At 62.2% G+C, this 23,004-nt stretch carries 22 protein-coding genes and 2 tRNA genes; all 24 read left to right on the forward strand.

What is annotated here, in order from left to right; translation table 11 throughout:
- Positions 1-142: 142 nt before the first annotated feature.
- Positions 143-2,554, forward strand: a complete 2,412-nt coding sequence (lon, locus tag G5B40_RS01485; RefSeq protein WP_165094157.1) for an endopeptidase La — start codon at positions 143-145, stop codon at positions 2,552-2,554.
- A gap of 289 nt (positions 2,555-2,843) precedes the next feature.
- Positions 2,844-2,919 (forward strand) — tRNA-Val (locus tag G5B40_RS01490).
- A 664-nt stretch (positions 2,920-3,583) separates the two neighbouring features.
- Positions 3,584-3,922 carry a hypothetical protein gene (locus G5B40_RS01495; protein WP_165094160.1) on the forward strand — a complete coding sequence of 113 codons (339 nt, stop codon included), beginning with the start codon at positions 3,584-3,586 and terminating at the stop codon, positions 3,920-3,922.
- Position 3,923: 1 nt separating this feature from the next.
- On the forward strand, positions 3,924-5,132 hold the full coding sequence (locus tag G5B40_RS01500; RefSeq protein WP_165094162.1) for an HlyD family secretion protein: 1,209 nt from the start codon (positions 3,924-3,926) through the stop codon (positions 5,130-5,132).
- 662 nt (positions 5,133-5,794) lie between these two features.
- A tRNA-Asp gene (locus G5B40_RS01510) sits at positions 5,795-5,871 on the forward strand.
- Positions 5,872-6,064: 193 nt separating this feature from the next.
- The gene (locus G5B40_RS01515) at positions 6,065-6,430 is read left to right on the forward strand and encodes an NADH-quinone oxidoreductase subunit A (protein ID WP_165094165.1); all 366 of its coding nucleotides are present in this window, start codon (positions 6,065-6,067) and stop codon (positions 6,428-6,430) included.
- 122 nt (positions 6,431-6,552) lie between these two features.
- A complete protein-coding gene (locus tag G5B40_RS01520; protein WP_165103113.1) occupies positions 6,553-7,080 on the forward strand; it encodes a NuoB/complex I 20 kDa subunit family protein in 528 nt (175 codons plus the stop codon).
- A gap of 9 nt (positions 7,081-7,089) precedes the next feature.
- On the forward strand, positions 7,090-7,695 hold the full coding sequence (locus G5B40_RS01525; protein WP_165094168.1) for an NADH-quinone oxidoreductase subunit C: 606 nt from the start codon (positions 7,090-7,092) through the stop codon (positions 7,693-7,695).
- A complete protein-coding gene (locus G5B40_RS01530) occupies positions 7,695-8,900 on the forward strand; it encodes an NADH-quinone oxidoreductase subunit D (RefSeq protein WP_165094170.1) in 1,206 nt (401 codons plus the stop codon). Before G5B40_RS01525 ends, G5B40_RS01530 begins: the two co-directional genes overlap by 1 nt.
- Positions 8,897-9,193, forward strand: coding sequence for a hypothetical protein (locus tag G5B40_RS01535; RefSeq protein WP_165094173.1), 297 nt, complete (start codon positions 8,897-8,899; stop codon positions 9,191-9,193). Before G5B40_RS01530 ends, G5B40_RS01535 begins: the two co-directional genes overlap by 4 nt.
- Positions 9,193-10,251 (forward strand): NADH-quinone oxidoreductase subunit NuoE, encoded by a 1,059-nt coding sequence (nuoE, locus tag G5B40_RS01540; RefSeq protein ID WP_165094175.1) that lies wholly within the window; start codon positions 9,193-9,195, stop codon positions 10,249-10,251. The genes G5B40_RS01535 and nuoE overlap by 1 nt, the downstream gene beginning before the upstream one ends.
- 18 nt (positions 10,252-10,269) lie before the next feature.
- Positions 10,270-10,737, forward strand: coding sequence for a hypothetical protein (locus G5B40_RS01545; protein ID WP_165094178.1), 468 nt, complete (start codon positions 10,270-10,272; stop codon positions 10,735-10,737).
- A 55-nt stretch (positions 10,738-10,792) separates the two neighbouring features.
- Positions 10,793-12,088, forward strand: a complete 1,296-nt coding sequence (nuoF, locus tag G5B40_RS01550; RefSeq protein WP_165094180.1) for an NADH-quinone oxidoreductase subunit NuoF — start codon at positions 10,793-10,795, stop codon at positions 12,086-12,088.
- Positions 12,089-12,098: 10 nt separating this feature from the next.
- On the forward strand, positions 12,099-12,269 hold the full coding sequence (locus G5B40_RS01555; protein WP_165094183.1) for a hypothetical protein: 171 nt from the start codon (positions 12,099-12,101) through the stop codon (positions 12,267-12,269).
- Positions 12,266-14,287, forward strand: a complete 2,022-nt coding sequence (gene nuoG, locus G5B40_RS01560) for an NADH-quinone oxidoreductase subunit NuoG (protein ID WP_165094186.1) — start codon at positions 12,266-12,268, stop codon at positions 14,285-14,287. The genes G5B40_RS01555 and nuoG overlap by 4 nt, the downstream gene beginning before the upstream one ends.
- Positions 14,284-14,706, forward strand: a complete 423-nt coding sequence (locus G5B40_RS01565) for a hypothetical protein (protein ID WP_165094188.1) — start codon at positions 14,284-14,286, stop codon at positions 14,704-14,706. The genes nuoG and G5B40_RS01565 overlap by 4 nt, the downstream gene beginning before the upstream one ends.
- Entirely contained in the window at positions 14,706-15,734 is a 1,029-nt protein-coding gene (nuoH, locus tag G5B40_RS01570) for an NADH-quinone oxidoreductase subunit NuoH (protein ID WP_165094191.1), read from the forward strand. The genes G5B40_RS01565 and nuoH overlap by 1 nt, the downstream gene beginning before the upstream one ends.
- 134 nt (positions 15,735-15,868) lie before the next feature.
- Positions 15,869-16,360, forward strand: coding sequence for an NADH-quinone oxidoreductase subunit NuoI (gene nuoI / locus G5B40_RS01575; protein ID WP_165094194.1), 492 nt, complete (start codon positions 15,869-15,871; stop codon positions 16,358-16,360).
- Between the two features lie 21 nt (positions 16,361-16,381).
- Positions 16,382-16,996 carry an NADH-quinone oxidoreductase subunit J gene (locus G5B40_RS01580; RefSeq protein WP_165094196.1) on the forward strand — a complete coding sequence of 205 codons (615 nt, stop codon included), beginning with the start codon at positions 16,382-16,384 and terminating at the stop codon, positions 16,994-16,996.
- Between the two features lie 3 nt (positions 16,997-16,999).
- Positions 17,000-17,308, forward strand: coding sequence for an NADH-quinone oxidoreductase subunit NuoK (gene nuoK, locus G5B40_RS01585; protein ID WP_165094199.1), 309 nt, complete (start codon positions 17,000-17,002; stop codon positions 17,306-17,308).
- Between the two features lie 4 nt (positions 17,309-17,312).
- Positions 17,313-19,250 (forward strand): NADH-quinone oxidoreductase subunit L, encoded by a 1,938-nt coding sequence (gene nuoL, locus G5B40_RS01590; protein WP_165094202.1) that lies wholly within the window; start codon positions 17,313-17,315, stop codon positions 19,248-19,250.
- 2 nt (positions 19,251-19,252) lie between these two features.
- Positions 19,253-20,782 carry an NADH-quinone oxidoreductase subunit M gene (locus tag G5B40_RS01595; RefSeq protein ID WP_165103116.1) on the forward strand — a complete coding sequence of 510 codons (1,530 nt, stop codon included), beginning with the start codon at positions 19,253-19,255 and terminating at the stop codon, positions 20,780-20,782.
- A 7-nt stretch (positions 20,783-20,789) separates the two neighbouring features.
- Positions 20,790-22,235, forward strand: coding sequence for an NADH-quinone oxidoreductase subunit NuoN (gene nuoN, locus G5B40_RS01600; protein WP_165094205.1), 1,446 nt, complete (start codon positions 20,790-20,792; stop codon positions 22,233-22,235).
- Complete coding sequence (locus tag G5B40_RS01605; RefSeq protein ID WP_165094208.1) at positions 22,236-22,991, forward strand: biotin--[acetyl-CoA-carboxylase] ligase; 756 nt, start codon at positions 22,236-22,238, stop codon at positions 22,989-22,991. It abuts the gene before it with no gap.
- The last annotated feature ends 13 nt before the right edge of the window (positions 22,992-23,004 follow it).

Raw genomic sequence — 23,004 nt, forward strand, 5'->3', positions numbered from 1 at the left:
CTTTCGCGGTGGTCTGAGCGCCTGCGCTTCGCTTGAAATCCACGCCGGCACGGTCCATTTCTAAAGCGACCCTGATAATGAGGGAGCTTGCACGACGCCGCCTGCGGGTCACGCAAGCTCGCCGTAACGAAAGAGCAGTTTCATGACCGAACCGAAGACCGCGGTGACGACGCTTCCCGTTTTGCCGCTTCGCGACATTGTCGTCTTTCCGCATATGATCGTTCCGCTTTTCGTCGGCCGCGAAAAATCCGTGCGGGCGCTCGAAGCCGTGATGAAGGATGACAGGTCGATTCTCCTCGCCTCGCAGCGAGACCCTTCGGAGGACGAACCCGGCGCTGACGAGATTTACGAAATCGGGTCGGTCGCAAATGTGCTTCAGCTTCTGAAACTTCCCGATGGCACCGTGAAGGTGCTGGTCGAAGGCAAGGCGCGCGCCCGTATCGAGGAGTTCACCGAGCGCGAGGAGTATTTCGAAGCGAAGGCGAGTGTGCTGGAGGAGAGTATCGGCGACCAGGACGCGGTCGACGCGCTTAGCCGCAACATCGCCGCCGAGTTCGAGAAATACGTCAAGCTGAACAAGAACGTGCCGCAGGAGGCGGTAAGCACCGTCGGCCAGATCGAGGAGCCGGCGAAGCTCGCCGACACGATCGCCGGGCATCTCGGCGTGAAGCTCTCCGAGAAACAGGCGTTGCTCGAGATCACCGATGTCGCCAAGCGGCTGGAGCGGATCTACGGGCTGATGCAGGGCGAGATCTCGGTGCTGCAGGTCGAGCGCAAGATCAAGACCCGCGTCAAGTCCCAGATGGAGAAGACGCAGCGCGAATACTACCTGAATGAGCAGATGAAGGCCATTCAGCGCGAGTTGGGCGATGGCGAGGATGGGCGCGACGACGCAAGCGAGTATCTGGAGCGGATCGAGGCGACCAAGCTCTCGAAGGAAGCCCACGAAAAGGCCATGGCCGAGCTGAAAAAGCTCAAGCAGATGAGCCCGATGTCGGCCGAGGCGACCGTGGTGCGGAACTATCTCGACTGGATGCTTTCGATCCCGTGGGGGAAGAAAAGCCGGGTCAAGAAGGACCTCGCCAGGGCTGAGAAGATCCTCGATGACGATCATTACGGCCTCGAGAAGGTGAAGGAGCGGATGATCGAGTATCTCGCCGTCCAGCAACGCTCCGCCAAGCTGAAGGGCCCGATCCTTTGCCTCGTCGGCCCGCCTGGCGTCGGCAAGACGTCGCTCGGCAAGTCGGTCGCGCGGGCGACCGGGCGCGAGTTCATCCGCATCTCGCTCGGCGGCGTCCGGGACGAGGCGGAGATTCGTGGCCATCGGCGGACCTATATCGGCTCGATGCCCGGCAAGATCATCCAGTCGATGAAGAAGGCCAAGACGACCAACCCGCTTATCCTTCTCGACGAGATCGACAAGATGGGACAGGATTTCCGAGGCGATCCCGCCTCCGCGATGTTGGAGGTTCTGGACCCCGAGCAGAACTCCACCTTCGTCGACCACTATCTGGAGGTCGAATACGATCTCTCGAACGTGATGTTCCTGACCACGGCGAACACCTACAACATGCCGCGCCCGCTCCTGGACCGGATGGAGGTCATCCCGCTCGCCGGTTACACCGAGGACGAGAAGGTGGAAATCGCCAAGCGACATCTCCTCGAAAAGCAGATGAAGGGCCACGGCCTGAAGAAGGGCGAGTTCACGCTGACCGACGAGGCGTTGATCGAGATCGTTCGCACCTATACCCGCGAGGCCGGCGTGCGGAATCTCGAGCGTGAGATCGCCAAGCTTTGCAGGAAAGCTGTGACCTACATCGTGAAGGGAACTTACGACAAGGTCGTGGTGACGCCCGATATGCTCGAAGACATGCTCGGTGTCAGACGCTTCAAATTCGGTCTCGCCGAGAAGGAGGATCAGGTCGGTGTCGTCACCGGGCTGGCCTGGACCGAGGTTGGCGGCGATCTGCTGTCGATAGAGGCGCTGAAACTACCGGGCAAGGGCCGGATGAAGACTACTGGCAAGCTTGGCGATGTGATGAAGGAATCGATCGACGCTGCGTCCTCCTATGTCCGCAGCCAGGCGGTCAGTTATGGCGTGAAGCCGCCTGAGTTCGAGAAAATGGACATCCATGTCCACGTGCCGGAGGGCGCGACGCCGAAGGACGGTCCGTCGGCCGGTGTCGGCATGGTCACCTCCATCGTCTCGATGCTGACCGGCATTCCGGTGCGCCGCGACGTCGCGATGACCGGCGAGGTGACTCTGCGCGGCAACGTGCTGCCGATCGGCGGCCTGAAGGAGAAGTTGCTCGCCGCGCTGCGTGGTGGTGTGACGACCGTGCTGATCCCGAAGGACAACGTGAAAGATCTCCGCGACATCCCTGACAACGTTAAGAACGGGCTGGAGATTATCCCGGCGGAGACGGTGTCGGAGGTTCTGAAGGTCGCGCTCACCCGCGCGCCCGAGCCGATCGAGTGGGACGAAGTCGCCGAAGCCGCGGCGATGGCGACGAACGACGCGTCCTCGGAAGGCGGTAGCGTCGCCGCTCATTGAAAGACCGCCGCCCCCGACGCGTAATCGGCGCCGGGGGCGGTTCACTTTCGCCGCGCGATCCGCATACGATGGCGACTATCGGGTACAGCGCCGGAACTGGATTGATCGTCGTATATCCGTGGTTTCCGACACGACTCATCGGTTCCTGTAAATCCGGATCATTCTCTCCAGGAGAAGGCGAATAGCGCCGTCCCCGATTCCCCTCCCCGTCGCGGGGACGGGATTGCGAAAATGCGAGAATGCGTTAAAGGGAGCGAACGGGCGCGCGCAGCGCCCGGTCCGGTTTCCCGGGCGGTTAGCTCAGCTGGTAGAGCGCTTCGTTTACACCGAAGATGTCGGCGGTTCGAACCCGTCACCGCCCACCAAGCCCACTTGAATATTATTGACATTCTGCGAAGCGTTCCACGGTTCACTGGATCTGCCCAGGTCCAAAGCCTCAGCCGCATCCTCAAGGTGTTCAGGCTTGCGCCGAGCGTAATCCTGTTCGGTGATCTGCGTGTTCGAATGACCGAGGAACTGGCTGACTTCTGAAATTGGGTGCCAGGCCGTCAGCTTCTTCACGGCGGCGGTGTGGCGTATCCGGTTGATGTTTGCGCTCGCCAATCCGTGATCGGGTCGAGTCGAAGCGCGCCGAATTGGGGGAGAACTGCCTTTCCCGCCCATCCCATCGTCGCCGCTTTCGAATTGGCCCCTGATGAGCGATGTAGCATTCCCTAATGTCGCTGACTGTCTTTCCGCGAGGGCGTGCGGTCTCACTGAGTTGGCGGTCGCGGGCTTCGGCTTCCGTTCAGGTGCGCACCTCAAGCTGACAACGCCTTTGACCTCCTGCCGCGGCCCGCTAGACGCAGTCGAGTCTCTTCCTCCGGGTCGTCTGCTGCAGTGATCACTGTCGAAGAAATGCGAACCGCGATGATTCGCGCTTTTTCAATTTCCCAGAGTATATTAAGAATTACTGAGCAGGTTCAGTTATTTGAGTGAGGGTATCCGATTCTCACTTAGTCTTGTAGAAGTCGCACGATTGGAGCCAACATGAACAACACCGAGACTCATGCCGCGACTCTGGATCCGGCGCCGCTGTCGTGGACGGCGCCCGGAACAGGCGATTCCTTCGCGATCTACGGGCTGATCACGCTCCTTCTGATCGTCTTTCTGGTGATCTATCTCTACGCGGTCTTCGACCGATATGCTGAAGGCAAGGGCGAAGCGAGCCCTCTGCGCACGACCGTCCCGACCATGCTGTCAGTCGGGTTGGCCTACGACCTGTTGCCGCCGCTCGAAGGCGTCAATTTCCTTCTGCCGTTGTCGCTGATCGCCGCTGCCCTGACACGGGATATTGTCCTCTGGACGACAGAGAGTAGAGGGCGCTGACATGATCGAACTCATTCTGACCAGTTTCCCGCTTCTGATCCGTATCGCCTACCTTCGGTTCCGCCGCAAAGCGATAACGGTCTACAACGTCTATCGCGCCGTCTTCGTCTGGTTTCTGCTGTTTCTCGCCCTCGTCTTCACCATCGAGTATTATCACCCCGACAGCGATTCCGGCATCGTGCCGTTCCGGATCGTTCCTGTCGTGGCCGAGAAGGGCGGAACCGTCACCAGTCTGCATGTGTCGGCGGGCCAACAGGTCAAACCAGGCGATTTGCTCTTTACGGTCGAAGATTCAAGTGAGGTTGCGGCCGTCGCCGTCGCAGGTAGCGTGGTCGACGAGGCCGAGCAGCAAGTCGCCGTGGCCAAATCGCAATTGCAGGAAGCCCAGGCCGCGGTTTCTACCGCACAGGCGAAGTTGGATGAGGCCAACATCCAACTCTCCAACCAGCAAAAGCTGCGCGATGAGAAATCGCCGGCCTTTGCGCTGGATCGCTATCTTCGCGCGCAGGACGAACAAAAGGAGCGCGCCGCCGACGTTTCCGAGGCTCAGGCTCGGCTGGCCACCGCCGAGCTGCAGGCGGACAAACTGGCGCCAGCGGAACTCGGAACCGCAAAGGCATCGCTCCAGCAGGCCCAGGTCGAACTGGACAAGACCCGGATCAGCGCAGCCGTCGCAGGCCGGATCGAACAATTGACGCTGAATGTTGGCGACCGTGCAGCGCAGGTTGCCCTCAATCCCGCAATGGTCATCGTGCCGGACCGGATGGAGGATGATCCGGCTGAGGTCGTCGCCGGATTCACCCAGGTCAATCGCTCGGTTCTGCATGTCGGCATGCCCGCCGAGGTCGCTTGCCAGAGCAACATCAACAATGGAATGACCAATTCAGTCCTTCCCGCCCGGGTCGTGCGCATTCAGGACTCGATCGCAACGGGGCAGGTCGTGCCGACCGGAAAGCTCATCCAGCCATCCGATCGCGGTGGAAATGGTGATGTGGTGGTGCATCTGAGACTTGAGCACCCCGAACAGCAAGACCTGCTTGTCGACGGCAGCAGGTGCCTGGTTCAGGCCTATACGACGCGCATATCCGGGAGCCTCGCCGGGACGACGATGGGAGGTATCATCGAGGCGTGGGCAATTGAAAAAGCGATCATCATGCGAATGAAGGTCTGGGTCATGCTTGCTGCCGGCGCAGGCCTTGGTGGGGGATAGGCATTTCGCGGGCGGACGGTGCCCAATTGGAAGGCGCGGCCGAAGGACGACGGCCATTTTCCTCCTTGTCCACCAATGCTGATCGCAATGGCGGCGCTCAAATCTCGCTACCCTCACCCGCGGGATTAGCGGCTGGAACCGAGCGACGGCGAGCGGCGCATGGTGTAGCGCGGCATCAAGGCGGCGAGATCTCCGGTCACCAAAAGCCTCGACTTCAAGGCGACCCCAAAGCTCAACAAGATGCAGGTGCTCGAGCGCCCGATGCGAATGGATCGACCGGAGCGAGAACGTCACCGCGCTTGTCATACCCCTCCTTTCTGTGCGCGATCCTCACTCACGCTTTCTGGTACGAGCCACCGTCGTATCGACGGATCATGGCCAAACACGAGGTGGTCGCTGGTTCACTGAACTTGTGTCGGCCGGAACAGGTTAAGAGAACGCCCATTTGGTTTTATATACAAATTATTCCCTTCAAATGATTACAGTAGTTTGTGAGTAGTCCGCTTCGTCTGAACCGAAGATGTCGGTGGCGCGAGCCCCTCACCGCCCGCCAGCGCCGTGCGCGATTTCGTGGTGAATCCGCGCCGTCGGCGCTTGACGCGCCCGCGCCTGCTCTCTAATAGGCACTCACCTCCGGCGGATGTTTCCGTCGGGCGGGGCGAGCGGTTGTAGCTCAGTTGGTTAGAGTGCCGGCCTGTCACGCCGGAGGTCGCGGGTTCGAGCCCCGTCAACCGCGCCATCGCCCCGTCTCTCCGACAGTTCGAATAGTGGGCCGGATGCCTGGCCTTTGCAGCGGCGCCCCGTCGGCTGCGAGGAAGCTTGAATTGTCGCGATGGCGCTCCGTGGCTTTGTTGACCCCCCGTCCTCGCGAGAGTAGACACTGCCGTGGATGCGCTGCACTGCAAGATAGCGTCGGAGGCGAACGATTCATCATGGACGAACTCTTGCGTGAATACCTGCCGATTCTAGTGTTTCTCGGCCTTGCGGTCGGGCTCGGGCTGGTGCTGATGCTCGCGGCGCTGGTTCTGGCGGTGCGCCGGCCGGACGCGGAGAAAATCTCCGCCTATGAATGCGGTTTCAACGCTTTCGATGATGCGCGCATGAAGTTCGACGTGCGATTCTATCTGGTGGCGATCCTCTTCATCATCTTCGACCTGGAGGTCGCCTTCCTCTTTCCTTGGGCGACCAGCTTCCAGGATGTCGGCGTGTTTGGGTTCTGGTCCATGCTTGTCTTTCTCGGCGTCTTGACCGTCGGGTTCGCCTATGAATGGAAGAAAGGGGCGCTGGAATGGCAGTGAGCGGCAAGCCTGCGACCGGGGCGGTCGTGAGACCGCAGGGCGCGGAGGTCGCGCATCCGGACGCGCAGAGCGTCGCCGCCGGTGGCGGCGTCATCGTTCCGGCTTCGACGCCGGCGCAACATATGGCGCCGGGCGCGGCGAGCGCCGGAGCGGACAAGGACGTGCTCGCCGGACATATCTCGACCGAGTTGTCAGACAAGGGGTATCTGCTCACCTCGGCGGAAGATCTTGTGAACTGGGCGCGCACCGGTTCGCTCTTCTGGATGACCTTCGGCCTCGCCTGCTGCGCCGTGGAGATGATGCATACCTCGATGCCGCGCTATGATGTCGAGCGGTTCGGCTTCGCCCCGCGCGCCAGCCCGCGTCAGTCCGATGTGATGATCGTTGCGGGCACGTTGACGAACAAGATGGCCCCGGCGCTCCGCAAGGTCTACGACCAGATGCCTGAGCCGCGTTACGTGATCTCCATGGGGTCCTGCGCCAATGGCGGCGGCTATTACCACTACAGCTATTCCGTCGTCAGGGGATGCGACCGGGTCGTGCCCGTGGACATCTACGTGCCTGGCTGTCCGCCAACGGCGGAGGCGCTGCTTTATGGCATCCTTCAGCTGCAGAAGAAAATTCGCCGCACCGGGACCATCGTGCGCTAGGAGAGAGAGATGAGCGAAGCTCTCGTTGAGCTCAGCGAACTGATCGAAGCGGCGAAGGGCGATCTTGTCTCTTCGAGCGCGATCGAGAATGACGAACTGACGCTGGAGACGACGCCAGGAGCGATTGTCGAACTTCTGAAATATCTGAAGAGCAACGGCGCCTGCCAGTTCACTACTCTGGTCGATCTTTCCGGGGTGGACTATCCGGGCCGCGAAAAGCGGTTCGATATCGTCTATCACCTGCTCTCCATGCGCCAGAATCAGCGCATCCGGATTCGGCTCGCCGTCGGCGAGACTGAATTCGTTCCGTCATGCGTTGAGATCTATCCGTCCGCCGACTGGTACGAGCGGGAGGTTTTCGACATGTACGGAGTGATGTTCTCCGGTCATCCCGACCTGCGCCGCATCCTCACCGACTACGGGTTTCGCGGGCATCCCTTGCGCAAGGACTTCCCGACCACAGGCTATGTCGAAGTGCGCTACGACGAAGAGCAGAAGCGCGTCGTCTATGAGCCGGTGTCATTGGTTCAGGACTATCGGCTCTTCGATTTCATGAGCCCGTGGGAAGGCGCCGAGTACATCCTGCCAGGCGACGAGAAGAAGGAGGCGTCGTAATGGACGGCGACGTCATGACCGCGGAGCAGCGCATCCGCAATTTCAACATCAACTTCGGGCCGCAGCACCCTGCGGCGCATGGCGTTCTTCGGTTGGTTCTGGAACTGGACGGCGAGATTGTCGACCGGGTGGACCCGCATATCGGCCTCCTGCATCGCGGCACCGAGAAGCTGATGGAGAGCCGCACCTATCTGCAGAATCTGCCATATTTCGATCGGCTCGATTACGTCGCTCCAATGAACCAGGAGCATGCCTGGTGCCTCGCCATCGAGAAGCTGACGAAGGTCGAGGTCCCGCGTCGCGGCTCGCTGATCCGGATTCTCTATTCCGAAATCGGGCGCATTCTCAATCACCTGCTCAATGTCACCACGCAGGCGATGGATGTCGGCGCGCTGACCCCCCCGCTCTGGGGCTTCGAAGAGCGTGAGAAATTGATGGTGTTCTATGAGCGGGCCTGCGGCGCGCGGCTGCATTCCGCCTATTTCCGCCCTGGCGGCGTTCACTTGGACCTGACGCCGGAACTCTGCGACGACATCTGGCAGTGGACGGAGGAATTTCCGCAGGTTCTGGACGACATCGAACTCTTGCTGACCGAGAATCGCATTTTCAAGCAGCGCAATGTCGATATCGGCGTCGTCAGTATCGAGGATGCGCAGGCGCTCGGGTTTTCTGGCGTGATGGTGCGCGGGTCCGGCTGGTCATGGGATCTGCGCCGCGCGCAGCCTTATGAGCTCTACAGCGAATTTGATTTCATGATCCCGGTGGGGAAGAATGGCGATTGCTTCGACCGCTATCTCTGCCGCATCGAAGAGATGCGCGAGAGCACAAAGATCATCCGCCAGGCGCTTGAGAAGATGGATCAATGCAAGGGTGAGCCTGTTGTAACCCGAGATGGCAAGATCGCGCCGCCGAGGCGCGCCGAGATGAAGCGTTCGATGGAGGCGCTCATCCATCACTTCAAGCTCTATACCGAAGGTTTCCATGTGCCGGAGGGCGAGGTTTACGCCTGCGTCGAGGCGCCCAAAGGCGAGTTCGGCGTCTATCTGGTTTCTGACGGCGGCAACAAGCCCTACAGGGCCAAGCTGCGCGCGCCGGGCTTTCCGCATCTCGCGGCTATGGACCATATCTGCAAAGGCCATCAGCTTGCGGATGTGAGCGCTATTCTCGGGTCGTTGGACGTGGTTTTCGGGGAGATCGACAGGTGAAAGTCCAGAAACTCGCCGTCGCGATGCTGTTCGCCGCTGTCGTCGTCCCCGGGACGGCGCTCGCGCAGGATCGCGGTTTTGAGCCGGAGCGTCGCGCGCTCTTCATTTCGATACTCGAGAACAATGGGTGCAAGTTCCACAATCTCGCGCCTGATCCGACGACCATGAAGCAGATTGAGGCGAATGATTTCCTGCGCGATGAGCTCCGCGCCATCGTGTTCGATATTCTCGAGTCCGGCGACGGTGTTCGAGAGGGTGAGTTGCTTGTCCTTCAGACCGACGAGTGCGTCTGATGCTGCGTCGGCTTCACCACACTCAGCCCGAGAGCTTTGCGTTCACGCCCGAGAATCAGAAGTGGGCCGAGGCGCAGATCGCCAAATACCCGGAAGGGCGGCAAGCCTCCGCCGTTATTCCGATCTTGTGGCGCGCGCAGGAGCAGGAAGGCTGGATCACCCGACCGATCATCGAGACCGTGGCGAAAATGCTCGGGATGGCCGATATCCGGGTGCTTGAGGTCGTGACCTTCTATTTCATGTTCCAGATGCAGCCGGTCGGCTCTGTCGCTCATTTTCAGGTTTGCGGCACGCTTTCGTGCTTGATTTGCGGCGCGGAGGATCTGATCGCGGTCTGCCGTGAGAAGATCGCGCCGAATCCGCATGAACTGTCCGCTGACGGGAAGTTTTCTTGGGAGGAGGTCGAGTGCCTCGGTGCCTGCTCGAATGCGCCGATGGCGCAGATCGGGAAGGATTACTACGAGGATCTGACGGCGGAGCGCTTCGCGGAAATCATCGACGAGTTCGCGGCCGGGAAAGTCCCGACACCCGGTCCGCAGAACGGGCGCTATGCGTCGGAGCCAATCACCGGGTTGACCTCTCTGAAGATACCGGAAGCGGAGCGTGTCGCGGAGAACGCGTCAAGAGAACTGGCGCGTGTTCTCGGCGACACCAATATGCGGATCACCGACGGGCGCGGAACTGGCCGGCCCAGTGGCGGGAACCCGGACGCCGCGCCCGAAAGCGCGCCGCGCAGGGCCGCGGAGGAAGCGAAACCCGCCTCCGAGCCGACCGAGCCAAAGGCGCCGCAAGAAGCGATGGCGGATGCCGCGGCGCCCGGAGACGGGCCGGAACTGCTGAAGGCCGCGCGCGAAGGGCATGCCGATGACTTGAAGAGAATCAAGGGAGTAGGGCCGAAGCTTGAGACACTCTTGAACCAGATCGGCGTCTTTCATTTCGATCAGATCGCCGCCTGGACAGACAACGACGTCGCCTGGATTGATGGACAGTTGAATTTCAAGGGTCGGGTCGAGCGTGAAGGCTGGATCGAGCAGGCCCGAAAGCTGGCTGCCGAATAGGCGCAAGAGGAGAGTGACGTGAGCACTGGAATCTGCAGACCGGTCTGCTATGCGGCTGCGGTCGTGATCGCCGCCGTGCTCGCGTCGCTCATCTCCGGCGCGGTGTTCTCGCTTTGGGGCATCGTTCTTTTCGTTCTGATCGGCGCGGGGGTCGGGCATTTCTTGCCGAAACTGGCTTGCGGGGGCGGCGATCGCGCGACAGCGCCGGCGCGCCCTGCGGCCCCGGTGACCGACCTGCAGTCGGCGGCGACGCCGGAGAGGGCTCCGAGCGCGCCAGAGCCGGTTGGGCCGACCGTTGCGGCGCCCGCGGCGCCGGGCGCTCACTGGTCGACGGGCGTGGCGGCGGATAGCGGGCGAAAGGGTGTCGGCGGCGGGCAATCGGGCTTGAAACCCTCGACCCTGCTGACGGAAGAGGCGACTTTGCGCGATGGCGTCGGCGCCTGGCGTTACAGCGCGCCGGCGGTCCTCGCCGGAGTGAAGGCATGAAGGCGCCGGCCGCGGGTTCATCACCCCTGCCGATGCGTGCGCGAGGAAAGACCTGATGCTGGACGACAAGGACCGGATATTCACCAATCTTTATGGGATGCATGACCGCTCCCTCAAGGGCGCGCGCGCGCGCGGGCACTGGGACGGAACTGCGGAGATCATAAAGCGTGGCCGCGATGAGATCATTGCGGTAATGAAGGCCTCTGGTCTGCGCGGGCGCGGCGGAGCGGGATTCCCGACCGGGTTGAAGTGGTCGTTCATGCCGAAGGAATCCGATGGCAGGCCGGCCTATCTTGTGGTCAACGCCGACGAGTCCGAGCCCGGCACCTGCAAGGACCGGGAGATCATGCGCCATGATCCCCACACTCTGATTGAAGGATGCCTGATCGCCAGTTTCGCAATGGGTGCGCATGCCTGCTATGTTTATCTGCGCGGCGAATACATCCGTGAGAGGGAAGCGCTGCAGGCGGCGATCGACGAATGTTACGATGCCGGCCTTCTGGGGCCGAACGCGGCCAAATCCGGCTGGGATTTCGACATCTACCTTCACCACGGCGCCGGCGCCTATATCTGCGGCGAGGAGACGGCGCTTCTGGAGAGCCTCGAGGGCAAGAAGGGCATGCCGCGGCTGAAGCCGCCTTTCCCCGCCAATACCGGCCTCTATGGCTGCCCGACCACGGTGAATAACGTGGAGTCCATTGCGGTTGCGCCCACGATCCTTCGGCGCGGGGCCGACTGGTTCGCGGGGTTCGGGCGGCCGAATAACACCGGCACGAAGATCTTCGCGATTTCCGGCCACGTGAACGCGCCCTGCGTCGTCGAAGAGGAGATGTCGATCACGCTTCGCGAACTGCTCGATCGGCATTGCGGAGGCGTGCGTGGCGGATGGGACAACTTGAAGGCCGTGATTCCGGGCGGCTCGTCGGTGCCGTTGCTGCCCGCGAGCCTGTGTGAAGACGCGATCATGGACTTTGACTGGCTGCGTGATCAGAAATCCGGCCTCGGCACGGCGGCGGTGATGGTGATGGATCAGTCGGTGGACGTGATCAAGGCGATCTGGCGGCTCTCGGCCTTCTATAAGCACGAGAGTTGCGGACAATGCACGCCCTGCCGTGAAGGCACCGGCTGGATGATGCGGGTGATGCAGCGGCTGGTGACTGGCGACGCGGAGATCGAGGAGATCGACATGCTCCTCGAAGTCACCACGCAGGTCGAAGGTCACACGATCTGCGCGCTCGGCGACGCCGCCGCCTGGCCGATCCAGGGCCTGATCCGTCACTTCCGGGGCGAGATTGAGGACCGGATCAAGGCGAAGCAGCGCGGCCGCGTCAGCGCGATGGCGGCGGGGTAGGGCGATGTGCATGGGCGACAACCCATATCAGCTGCGCCTGATGATGCGCGAAAGCGCGGAGCGGACGGCGGGCGTCGAAGCGGTGGATTTCATGCCCGCGCGGGGCGCGCTGGCGCGGCTTATGCGGGCGCTGAAGGATTTGACCGCCGGCGCGCCGGCGGCGAGCGAGGTTAATCGATGAGCGATCTTCGTAAACTCAAGGTCGACGGGATCGAGATGGAGGTCGATGGGGCGATGACGCTCCTTCAGGCCTGCGAGGAGGCGGGGAAAGAGATTCCGCGCTTCTGCTACCATGAACGCCTTTCGATTGCCGGCAATTGCCGGATGTGTCTGATCGAGGTCAAGGGCGGGCCGCCCAAGCCCGTCGCGTCCTGCGCGATGCAGGTCCGCGACATGCGCCCGGGCCCGGACGGCGAGCCGCCGGAGGTTTTCACCAACACGCCGATGGTGAAGAAGGCGCGTGAAGGGGTGATGGAGTTCCTGCTTATCAACCACCCGCTGGACTGCCCGATCTGTGATCAGGGCGGGGAGTGCGACCTTCAGGATCAGGCGATGGCTTACGGCGTCGATTTCTCCCGCTTCCGGGAGCCGAAGCGCTCCGTCGCCGATCCCGATCTCGGCCCGCTCGTCGGCACGCAGATGACGCGCTGCATCTCCTGCACCCGCTGCGTGCGCTATACGACCGAGGTCGCGGGCATCACGCAGATGGGCCAGACCGGACGGGGCGAAGACGCCGAGATCACGACCTATCTCGAGGCGGCGCTCGAGAGCGAAATGCAGGGCAATGTCGTCGATCTCTGCCCGGTCGGCGCGCTCACCAACAAGCCCTACGCCTTCAACGCCCGGCCTTGGGAGCTGACCAAGACCGAAAGTATCGACGTGATGGACGCGCTCGGCTCCAACATTCGCGTCGATACGCGCGGCCGCGAAGTGATGCGCATTCTGCCGCGGAACCATGACGACGTGAACGAGGAGTGGATCGCGGACAAGACGCGTCATATCTGTGACGGGCTGCGCCGGCAGCGGCTCGACAAGCCCTATATCCGCGAGAACGGCAGGCTCCGCCCGGCAGGATGGGGCGAGGCGCTCGCAAAAGCCGCCGAAGCGATGAAGGGCGGAAAGCTCGCCGCGCTCGCCGGCGACCTGGCGCCGGTCGAGGCGATCTGGAGCCTGAAAGGGCTGGTCGAAGGGCTGGGCGGGTCGGCCGAATGCCGCACCGACGGCGCGGCGCTGCCGATCGGAAACCGCTCCGGTTATGTCGGCTCCGCATCGATCGCGGATATCGACAGCGCCGAGATGATTTTGCTCGTCGGGACCAATCCGCGGATCGAGGCGCCGGTGCTGAATGCGCGTATCCGCAAGGCCTGGATCAATGGCGCGGAGGTCGCGCTGATCGGAAAGGCGGTCGATCTGACCTATGAATACTACCATGCGGGGGCCGGGCCGGAGACCCTGAGCCAGATGATCGCCGATGGCGTCTCGGACGAGACCAAGGCGAAAAAGACCCTGGTCATCGTCGGGCAGGGTGCGCTCGCGCGTGCGGATGGCGCGGCGGTGCTCGGCGCGGCGATGAAGATGGCGGATGTATCCGGCTCCGGGCTCCTCGTGCTTCACACCGCCGCTTCGCGGGTCGGGGCGATGGATGTCGGTTTCGCCGTCGAGGGAGGGATGGAGGCGGCGCTGGCTGACGCCGAGGTCGTGTATAATCTTGGGGCCGATGAAGTCGACGCGCCGGATGCCGCCTTCGTCATCTATCAGGGCAGCCATGGCGACCGCGGCGCGCATCGGGCCGATGTGATCCTGCCCGGGGCCGCTTATACCGAGCAGTCGGGGCTTTTCGTGAACACCGAAGGCCGCGTGCAGATGGCGTATCGCGCCGGCTTCCCGCCCGGCGAAGCGAAGGAGGACTGGGCGATTCTGCGAGCGCTTTCCGCGGAGCTTGGCGCGACACAGCGTTGGAACAACCTCGCCGCGCTCCGCTCGGCGCTCTTTGAGGCGCATCCGCATTTCGCGCGGATCGACGCGATCGAGCCTTGCGACTGGACGCCGGTTCCGACGGGGGAGATGGACGGCGCCCCGCTCGAGACGCCGATCCGAGACCATTATCTCACCAACCCGATCGCGCGCGCTTCAGCGATCATGGCCGAACTCTCGCGCTTGGCGAAGCAACGGGCGGCGACGCGGATGGCGGCGGAATGATCCGCGCCGCCTTCTTCTCCGCCCTGACGGCGGCGGCGCTCGCCGGTTGCGCCGCGCCGCGGGCCGAGGCGCCCGCGCCGACGCCGCCCGTCGCGCCGGGGCTGACCGTGACCGACGCCGCCGCGGGCGTCATCCGGGTGGCGGGTTCGGCCGTCGACGAGGACGCGCTGGCGGCGCATCACTGCGCCGCGGCGAAACATGCGCGGGCCGCGGGCGCGGGCGCGCTCGAATGGGTCGGAGGCGTCGCCAAACGGGACGCGATCGGCGACGGCGTGGACGCGGATCTCGTTTATCAGACGATGGCGACCGCCGGCGCGCCGGTGAAAGGCGCGCCGCCGGCGGAGGGCCGCGCGGCGGCGGTCGAAGACTGGCTCATCTACTGCGATGAAGCGGGCGTTGCACGGGAAGGCGAAGCGTAATGGATTTTTTCGACACCCAGGCGGGCATTTTCCTGATCATCCTGGCGCAATGCCTTGTAGTGACGGTCTCATTGCTCGTCAGCCTCGCGTTTCTTCTCTACATGGACCGCAAGGTCTGGGCGGCGGTGCAGCTTCGGCGCGGCCCGAACGTCGTCGGGCCGTTCGGACTCTTGCAGAGCTTCGCGGACTTCCTGAAATTCATCATGAAGGAAATTGTCGTCCCGGCGGGCGCGGACAAGGTGGTGTTCCTGTTGGCGCCGCTCGCGACCTTCGTGCTGGCGGCGATCGGCTGGGCGGTAATCCCCTTCGCCGACGGCTGGGTGATCTCGGACCTCAATGTCGGCATCCTCTACATCTTCGCGATCTCTTCGCTCGGCGTATACGGCGTCATCATGGGTGGTTGGGCGTCGAACTCGAAATATCCTTTTCTCGGCGGGCTGCGCTCTGCGGCGCAGATGGTCTCCTATGAGGTCTCGATCGGCTTCATCATCGTCGGAGTGCTGATCTCGACCGGTTCGCTGAACCTTTCGGAGATCGTCCGTGCGCAGGATGGCGGGCTCGGTTTCCTGAACTGGTACTGGTTGCCGCATCTGCCGATGGTGGTGCTCTTCTTCGTCTCGGCGCTGGCGGAGACGAACCGGCCGCCTTTCGATCTGCCCGAGGCGGAATCGGAACTCGTCGCCGGTTATCAGGTGGAGTATTCCTCCACGCCTTATCTCCTGTTCATGATCGGGGAGTACATGAACATCGTGCTGATGTGCGCGATGACGACGATCCTTTTCTTCGGAGGCTGGCTTTCACCGGTTCCGTTCCTGCCGGACGGCGTTCTGTGGTTCGTCCTCAAGGTGGTGTTCTTCTTCTTCATGTTCGCGATGGTGAAGGCGATCGTGCCGCGCTATCGCTACGATCAGCTGATGCGGATCGGCTGGAAGGTGTTCCTGCCGCTTTCGCTCGGCTGGATCGTGCTGGTCGCGGGATTCGCGCAGTTCGGCGTGCCGGGCTACGCTCGCTGGGCCGTGGGGGGCTGAGGCGTGCGGTTCATTTACCCCTCCTTCATGACGAACGAGAATCCCGCGGAGCGGGTTTACCTTTGCGATGAGATGCGCGAGACAGCGGGCGCGCGGCGGGTTCGCGCTGTGCAGCCCGAACCGATGGAGGCGTCATGAGCATCCCGTTCGACAGGGCGTTCTGGTATTTTCTGCTGACCGACATCTTCATCGGCTTCAAGGTGGGCTTCAAGTACTTCCTGAAGCCCAAGGCGACGCTGAACTATCCCTTTGAGAAAGGGGCGCTTTCGCCGCGTTTCCGGGGCGAGCACGCGCTGCGGCGTTATCCGAACGGTGAAGAGCGCTGCATCGCCTGCAAGCTCTGCGAAGCGATCTGCCCGGCACAGGCCATCACCATCGAGGCGGAGCCGCGCGCGGACGGTTCGCGGCGCACCACGAAATACGACATCGACATGACGAAATGCATCTATTGCGGCTTCTGCCAGGAGGCCTGCCCAGTGGACGCCATCGTCGAGGGCCCGAATTTCGAGTTCGCCACCGAGACGCGGGAGGAGCTTTTCTACAACAAGGAGAAGCTTCTGGAGAATGGCGACCGTTGGGAGCGCGAGATTGCGCGGAATATCGAACTTGACGCGGCTTATCGCTGACGCGAGCGAGAGGGGACCATCATGGCGCTGACCGCCATCGCATTCTACGTCTTCGCCACGGTCACCGTGGCCGCCGGGCTTCTGGTCACGCTGGCGCGCAACCCGGTGCACTCGGTGTTGTGGCTCATCCTCGCGTTCTTCTCCACGGCTGGCCTGTTCGTTCTGATGGGCGCGGAGTTCATCGCAATGGTGATGGTCTTCGTCTATGTCGGCGCGGTCGCGGTGCTTTTCCTCTTCGTGGTGATGATGCTGGATGTTGATTTCGCCGAGCTGAAGAAGGGAGTGGCGGATTTTCTGCCTCTCGGGGTGATGATCGGCGTCGTTCTTCTGGTGGAACTCGGCCTCGTGATCGGTCAATGGCTGATCGCGCCGCAAGCTCCGGTGCAACGAATGGCGGAGACGCCGGCCTCCGATCAGGTGGAGAACACCGTCGCGCTCGGTCGTCTGATCTATACCGATTACGTCTATCTCTTCCAGGCCGCCGGGCTGGTCCTCTTCGTGGCGATGATCGGCGCCATCGTGCTGACGATGCGCCATCGCGAAGAGGTCAAGCGCCAAGACGTAACCGGACAGATGTGGCGGCGGCGCGAAGAGGCGGTTGAACTGCGCGATGTGAAACCGGGGCAGGGGATCTAGGCGATGGAGATCGGACTTTCAAACTACCTGACCGTCGCGGCGATCCTGTTCGTCACCGGCATTTTCGGGATTTTTCTCAACCGCAAGAACATCATCATCATCCTGATGTCGATCGAGCTGATGTTGTTGGCGGTCAACATCAACCTGGTGGCGTTTTCGGCGCATCTTGGCGATCTGGTTGGCCAGATCTTCGCGCTCTTCGTGCTGACCGTCGCGGCCGCGGAGGCAGCGATCGGGCTCGCCATCCTTGTCTGCTTCTTCCGCAATCGCGGCTCGATCGCGGTCGAAGACGTCAACGTGATGAAGGGCTGAGCCGTTGTTCCAGATCATACTCTTCGCTCCGCTGCTCGGCGCGCTGGTCGCAGGGCTTTTCGGTCGCGCGATCGGCGAGAAGATGGCGATGGCGATACCGACAGCGCTTCTGTTTCTCACCGCTCTGCTCTCATGGATCGTGTTTTTCACGCATACCGGCGAGGCGGGTGCGACGTTCCCGCTCTTTCGCTGGTTCGATTCCGGCGCGCTCGTCGCCGACTGGGCGATCCGAGTCGATACGCTGACGTGCGTGATGCTGGTCGTCGTCACCACGGTTTCATCGCTCGTTCACCTCTATTCCATCGGCTACATGGAGGAGGATCGCTCCAAGGCGCGGTTTTTCGCCTATCTCAGCTTCTTCACCTTCGCGATGCTGATGCTGGTGACCTCGGACAATCTTCTCCAGATGTTCTTCGGCTGGGAGGGGGTGGGTGTCGCCTCCTATTTCCTGATCGGATTCTGGCATCACAAGCCCTCCGCGAACGCGGCGGCGATCAAGGCTTTCATCGTCAACCGGGTGGGTGATTTTGGCTTCTTGCTTGGGATTTTCGGCCTGTTCTTCATGGTCGACAGTATCGCCTTCGACGACGTGTTCGCCGCGGCGCCGGTGCTCGCTGAGAGCACGATCGGTTTCGTCGGCATGGACCTCAATGCGGCGGAACTGCTCTGCTTCCTGCTTTTCATCGGCGCGATGGGGAAATCGGCGCAGTTCCTGCTTCACACCTGGCTGCCGGACGCGATGGAGGGGCCGACGCCAGTCTCGGCGCTGATCCACGCCGCGACCATGGTTACGGCGGGCGTGTTTCTCGTCTGCCGGATGTCGCCGCTGATGGAATTCGCGCCGAGCACGCTGATCTTCATCACCGTGATCGGCGCCACGACGGCGTTCTTCGCCGCGACCGTCGGATTGGTGCAGACCGATATCAAGCGAGTGATCGCCTATTCGACCTGCTCGCAGCTCGGCTACATGTTCGCGGCGGCCGGGGTCGGCGCGTATGAGGCGGCGATGTTCCACCTCTTCACCCACGCCTTCTTCAAGGCGCTGCTTTTCCTCGGCGCCGGTTCGGTTATCCATGCGATGCATCACGAGCAGGACATGCGCCATTACGGTGGGCTGCGGAAGAAGATCCCGCTCACCTACTGGATGATGATGGCCGGCACGCTTGCGATCACCGGTGTCGGTATTCCGCTGACCGGGATCGGTTTCGCCGGGTTCCTTTCCAAGGACGCGATAATCGAGAGCGTCTTCGCGGGCGAGGGTATGAGCTATGCGTTCGTGCTGCTTGTCGTCGCGGCGGCGATGACGTCGTTCTATTCATGGCGACTGATCTTCCTCACCTTCTTTGGCGAAACACGCGCGGACGCGCATACCTACGATCACGCGCATGAGAGCCCGAACGTGATGATGATCCCGCTCTATGTGCTTGCATTCGGCGCAGTCGTCGCGGGCATGGTGTTCTACGGTGACTTCTTCGGCCATCACGAGAATGAGTTCTGGGCTGGCGCGATCTTCTCGGGCGAGCACAATCACGTCGTCCATGACGCGCACGGGGTCTCCTGGCTGGTAAAGGCCTCGCCCTTCTTCGCCATGCTGATCGGCTTCGTCATCGCTTATGTCATGTATATCCTCAGACCCGGTTCCGCCGAGGCGCTGGCTCGCCAGCAGAGGCCGCTCTACCTCTTCCTTCTCAACAAGTGGTATTTCGACGAGATCTACGATTTCATCTTCGTGCGGTTCGCGAAGTGGCTCGGGCGCTTTCTCTGGAGGCGCGGTGACGGCAACGTGATCGACGGGGCCGTCAATGGGTTGGCGCTTGGGGTGGTGCCGTTCTTCACCGGGCTCGCGGGGCGGGCGCAATCTGGCTTCGTCTTCCATTACGCCTTCGCGATGATCCTCGGAATCTGCGCGATCATCACCTGGTATACGGTCGTCGGAGGCTGATGATGCTGCCCTATCTCTCCATCATCACCTTCCTGCCGCTCATTGGCGCGCTGATCATCCTGTTGTTGGTGAAGGGCGACAGCGGGCAGGCGGTGCAGAACGCGCGCTGGACGGCGATCTTCACAACCGTGTTCACTTTCGTTCTGTCGCTGCCGGTCCTGATCGGCTTCGATCCGACCGACACCGGCTTTCAATTCGTTGAGGAGCGCGCCTGGCTAGGCGCGTTGGCCTATCGGGTCGGCGTGGACGGCATCTCGATCGGCTTCGTGATGCTGACGACATTCCTGATGCCGCTGGTGATAGCGGCCTCCTGGAAAGTCGAGACGCGGGTGAAGGAGTACATGATCGCCTTCCTCGTGCTGGAGACGCTGATGATCGGCGTATTCGTCTCGCTGGATATGATCCTCTTTTACTTGTTCTTCGAGGGCGGGCTCATTCCGATGTTTCTCATCATCGGAATATGGGGCGGCAAGGACAGGGTTTACGCCTCCTTCAAGTTCTTTCTTTACACGCTCCTCGGCTCACTACTGATGTTGATCGCGATGATAGCGATGTATTGGGACGCGGGAACCACGGATATCAAGGAGCTGTTGATTCACAGCTTCGACTCCGCGCCGATCGAGATACTCGGCTGGAACATACTCGGTGGTTTCCAGACGCTGCTATGGCTCGCCTTCTTCGCTTCGTTTGCGGTGAAGATGCCGATGTGGCCGGTGCACACCTGGCTGCCGGACGCGCATGTGCAGGCGCCGACCGCGGGGTCCGTCGTGCTGGCGTCGATCCTGTTGAAAATGGGCGGCTACGGCTTCCTGCGCTTCAGCCTGCCGATGTTCCCGGTGGCGTCCGAACTGATGGCTGATTTCGTATTCCTCCTCTCGGCTATCGCCATCGTCTATACGTCGCTGGTCGCGCTGATGCAGGAGGACATGAAGAAGCTGATCGCCTATTCCTCCGTCGCGCATATGGGTTTCGTCACGATGGGGATATTCGCGGCGAACCGGCAGGGGGTCGATGGCGCAATCTTCCAGATGATCAGCCACGGATTCATCTCCGGCGCGCTCTTTCTTTGCGTCGGAGTGATCTACGACCGGATGCACACGCGAGAAATCGCCGCCTATGGCGGACTTGTGGTCCGCATGCCGATCTACGCCGCCGTGTTCATGCTCTTCACCATGGGGAATGTCGGGCTGCCGGGCACTTCGGGTTTCGTCGGGGAATTCCTGACGCTGGTCGGGGTGTTCCAGGTCTCGACCTGGACCGCGTTCTTCGCGGCGACGGGCGTCATCCTCTCCGCCGCGTACGCGCTCTGGCTCTATCGGCGCATCGTCTTTGGCGAACTGATCAAGGAGAGTCTGAAGAATATCAAGGACCTAAGCCGGCGAGAAACGGCGATCTTTGCTCCGCTCGTGATCGGCACGATCGTCCTCGGCGTCTATCCCAGCCTCCTGACCGATCTTTTCGGCCATTCGGTCGACGCGCTTCTCGCGAATATCGACGCCGCGCGCGACAACTTCAACCTGGCCATGAAGTGAGACACTGATGACCGGCGCAGATTTCGACCTCGTCCTGCCGGAGATTATTCTGGCGCTCGGCTCCATGGGCCTTCTGATGTTCGGCACGTTCGGCGGCGGAGATGAGCGCGCCGGGACGGTCAACTGGTTGATGGCGGGCCTGATGACCCTGCTCGCCGCGATAATCGCGGTCGACCCGGGCTCCGGCGTCGCCTTTGGCGGCGCCTATGTGGCCGACGCGTTCTCAAATTTCGCCAAGGTGCTCATCCTGCTCTCGGCGGCGGTGGTGCTGGTGCTGTCGCGCGACTTTCTAGTGCGGCGCGGCCTGATGAAGTTCGAGTTTCCCGTGCTGATCGGCCTCGCGGTCACGGGCATGATGATGATGGTCTCGTCGGGCGATCTGATGAGCCTCTATATGGGGTTGGAGCTGCAATCGCTTGCGCTCTACGTCGTCGCCGCGTTTCGGCGGGACAGCCTGAAATCGACCGAGGCCGGGCTCAAGTATTTCGTTCTTGGCGCATTGTCCTCTGGTCTTCTGCTCTATGGGGCGTCCCTGGTCTATGGTTATACCGGCTCGACGAATTTCACGCGGATCGCCGCGGTGGTCGCGGCGGAGGAAGTTTCGCTCGGTCTGATCTTCGGTATTTCCTTTCTCGCCGCAGGCATGGCTTTCAAGATGTCCGCGGCGCCTTTCCACATGTGGACGCCGGACGTTTATGAGGGATCGCCCACCCCGGTCACCACGTTCTTCGCCACTTCGCCGAAGATCGCGGCCGGCGTGCTTTTCGCCCGCGTGATGTATGACGCCTTTGGCGATGCGACCGAGGCCTGGCGGCAGATTATCGTCTTCATCTCGCTCGTCTCGATGTTCTGGGGCGCATTTGCGGGGATCGGACAGACCGATATCAAGCGGCTCATGGCCTATTCCTCGATCGGCCATATGGGCTTCGCGTTGATCGGTCTCGCGGCCGGGACGGTAGACGGGGCGGAAGCGCTGCTGATCTACCTGGCGATCTACCTCATCATGACGCTTGGTGTATTTGCGTTCATCCTGTCGATGGAGCGTGGCGGGCGGCCCGTGACGCGGATCGACGATTTCTGCGGCCTCTCCAAAAATTCTCCGGGGCAGGCGATGGCGCTGGCGGCGCTCTTGTTCTCGCTGGCTGGAATTCCGCCGCTCGCCGGATTCTTTGGTAAGTATTTCGTCTTCGTCGCTGCGGTCGACGCCGGGCTTGCGCCGCTTGCGCTCGCCGGTGTGGTCGCCTCCGTGATCGGCGCGTTCTATTACCTACGGATCATCAAGTTGATGTATTTCGACGAAGTGGATCAGCCGCTCGACGGGCGGCTTCTGGCTTCGCATCGATTGACGCTTGGCTTCTGCGCGTTGGCGATGACGATCGGTTGGCTGCCGTTCATGGACGGGTTCGGGCTGATCGAGGCGAGCAGGGCCGCCGCCGAAGCGCTCGTCCGTTAGATGCGACCGGGCCTGGCCGTCGTATGGCCGCATGGCGTGGGACTCGTCGTTCTCGACGAGATCGACAGCACCAACGAGGAGGCCCGCCGTCGCGCTCTGGCGGGCGCCGAGACGCCGTTGTGGATCAGGGCCAGACGGCAGGTCGCCGGGCGCGGGCGTCAGGGCCGCGTCTGGACCGAAGGCGACGGTAATCTTTACGCGACGCTCCTGATGCGCCCTGGGATGCCGGCATCCGGGAGCGCGCTTCTCTCATTCGCCGCATGTATCGCCGTGGCCGAGTTCTTTGAGGCGCATGGTGGACGCGCGGCCTTGAAATGGCCGAACGATCCGCTCCTTGGCTGCGGCAAGGCCGCCGGCGTGCTGCTTGAGAGCGCGGGGCGCGCGGGAAAACTCGATTGGCTCGCCATTGGCGTCGGCGTCAATCTGGTCAGCGCGCCAGCCGCAGACGGCGCCAGTTCGCACCCGCCAACGAGTTTGCTCGAAGAGGCGGGGGTGCGGGTTTCAGCGGAGGACGCGCTCACATCGATCGCGGCCCGGCTCGCATACTGGGCTTCGCTCCTTGCTGCTGAAGGTTTCGCGCCGATCCGGGAAGCGTGGCTGGCGCGCGCCGCGCGACTCGGAGAGAGGATCGAGGCGCGGACCCCGCGCGAGAACGTCACCGGCGTATTCGAGGATGTGGACGTTGAGGGCGCGCTCGTGCTCGGAACCGCGAATGGCCGGCGGAGAATTCACGCCGCCGATATCTATTTCCGCTGACAGGAGCGCTTTC

Origin of the sequence: Pikeienuella piscinae (genome assembly GCF_011044155.1) — a bacterium.
In the GTDB taxonomy this organism is placed as follows: Bacteria; Pseudomonadota; Alphaproteobacteria; order Rhodobacterales; family Rhodobacteraceae; genus Pikeienuella; species Pikeienuella piscinae.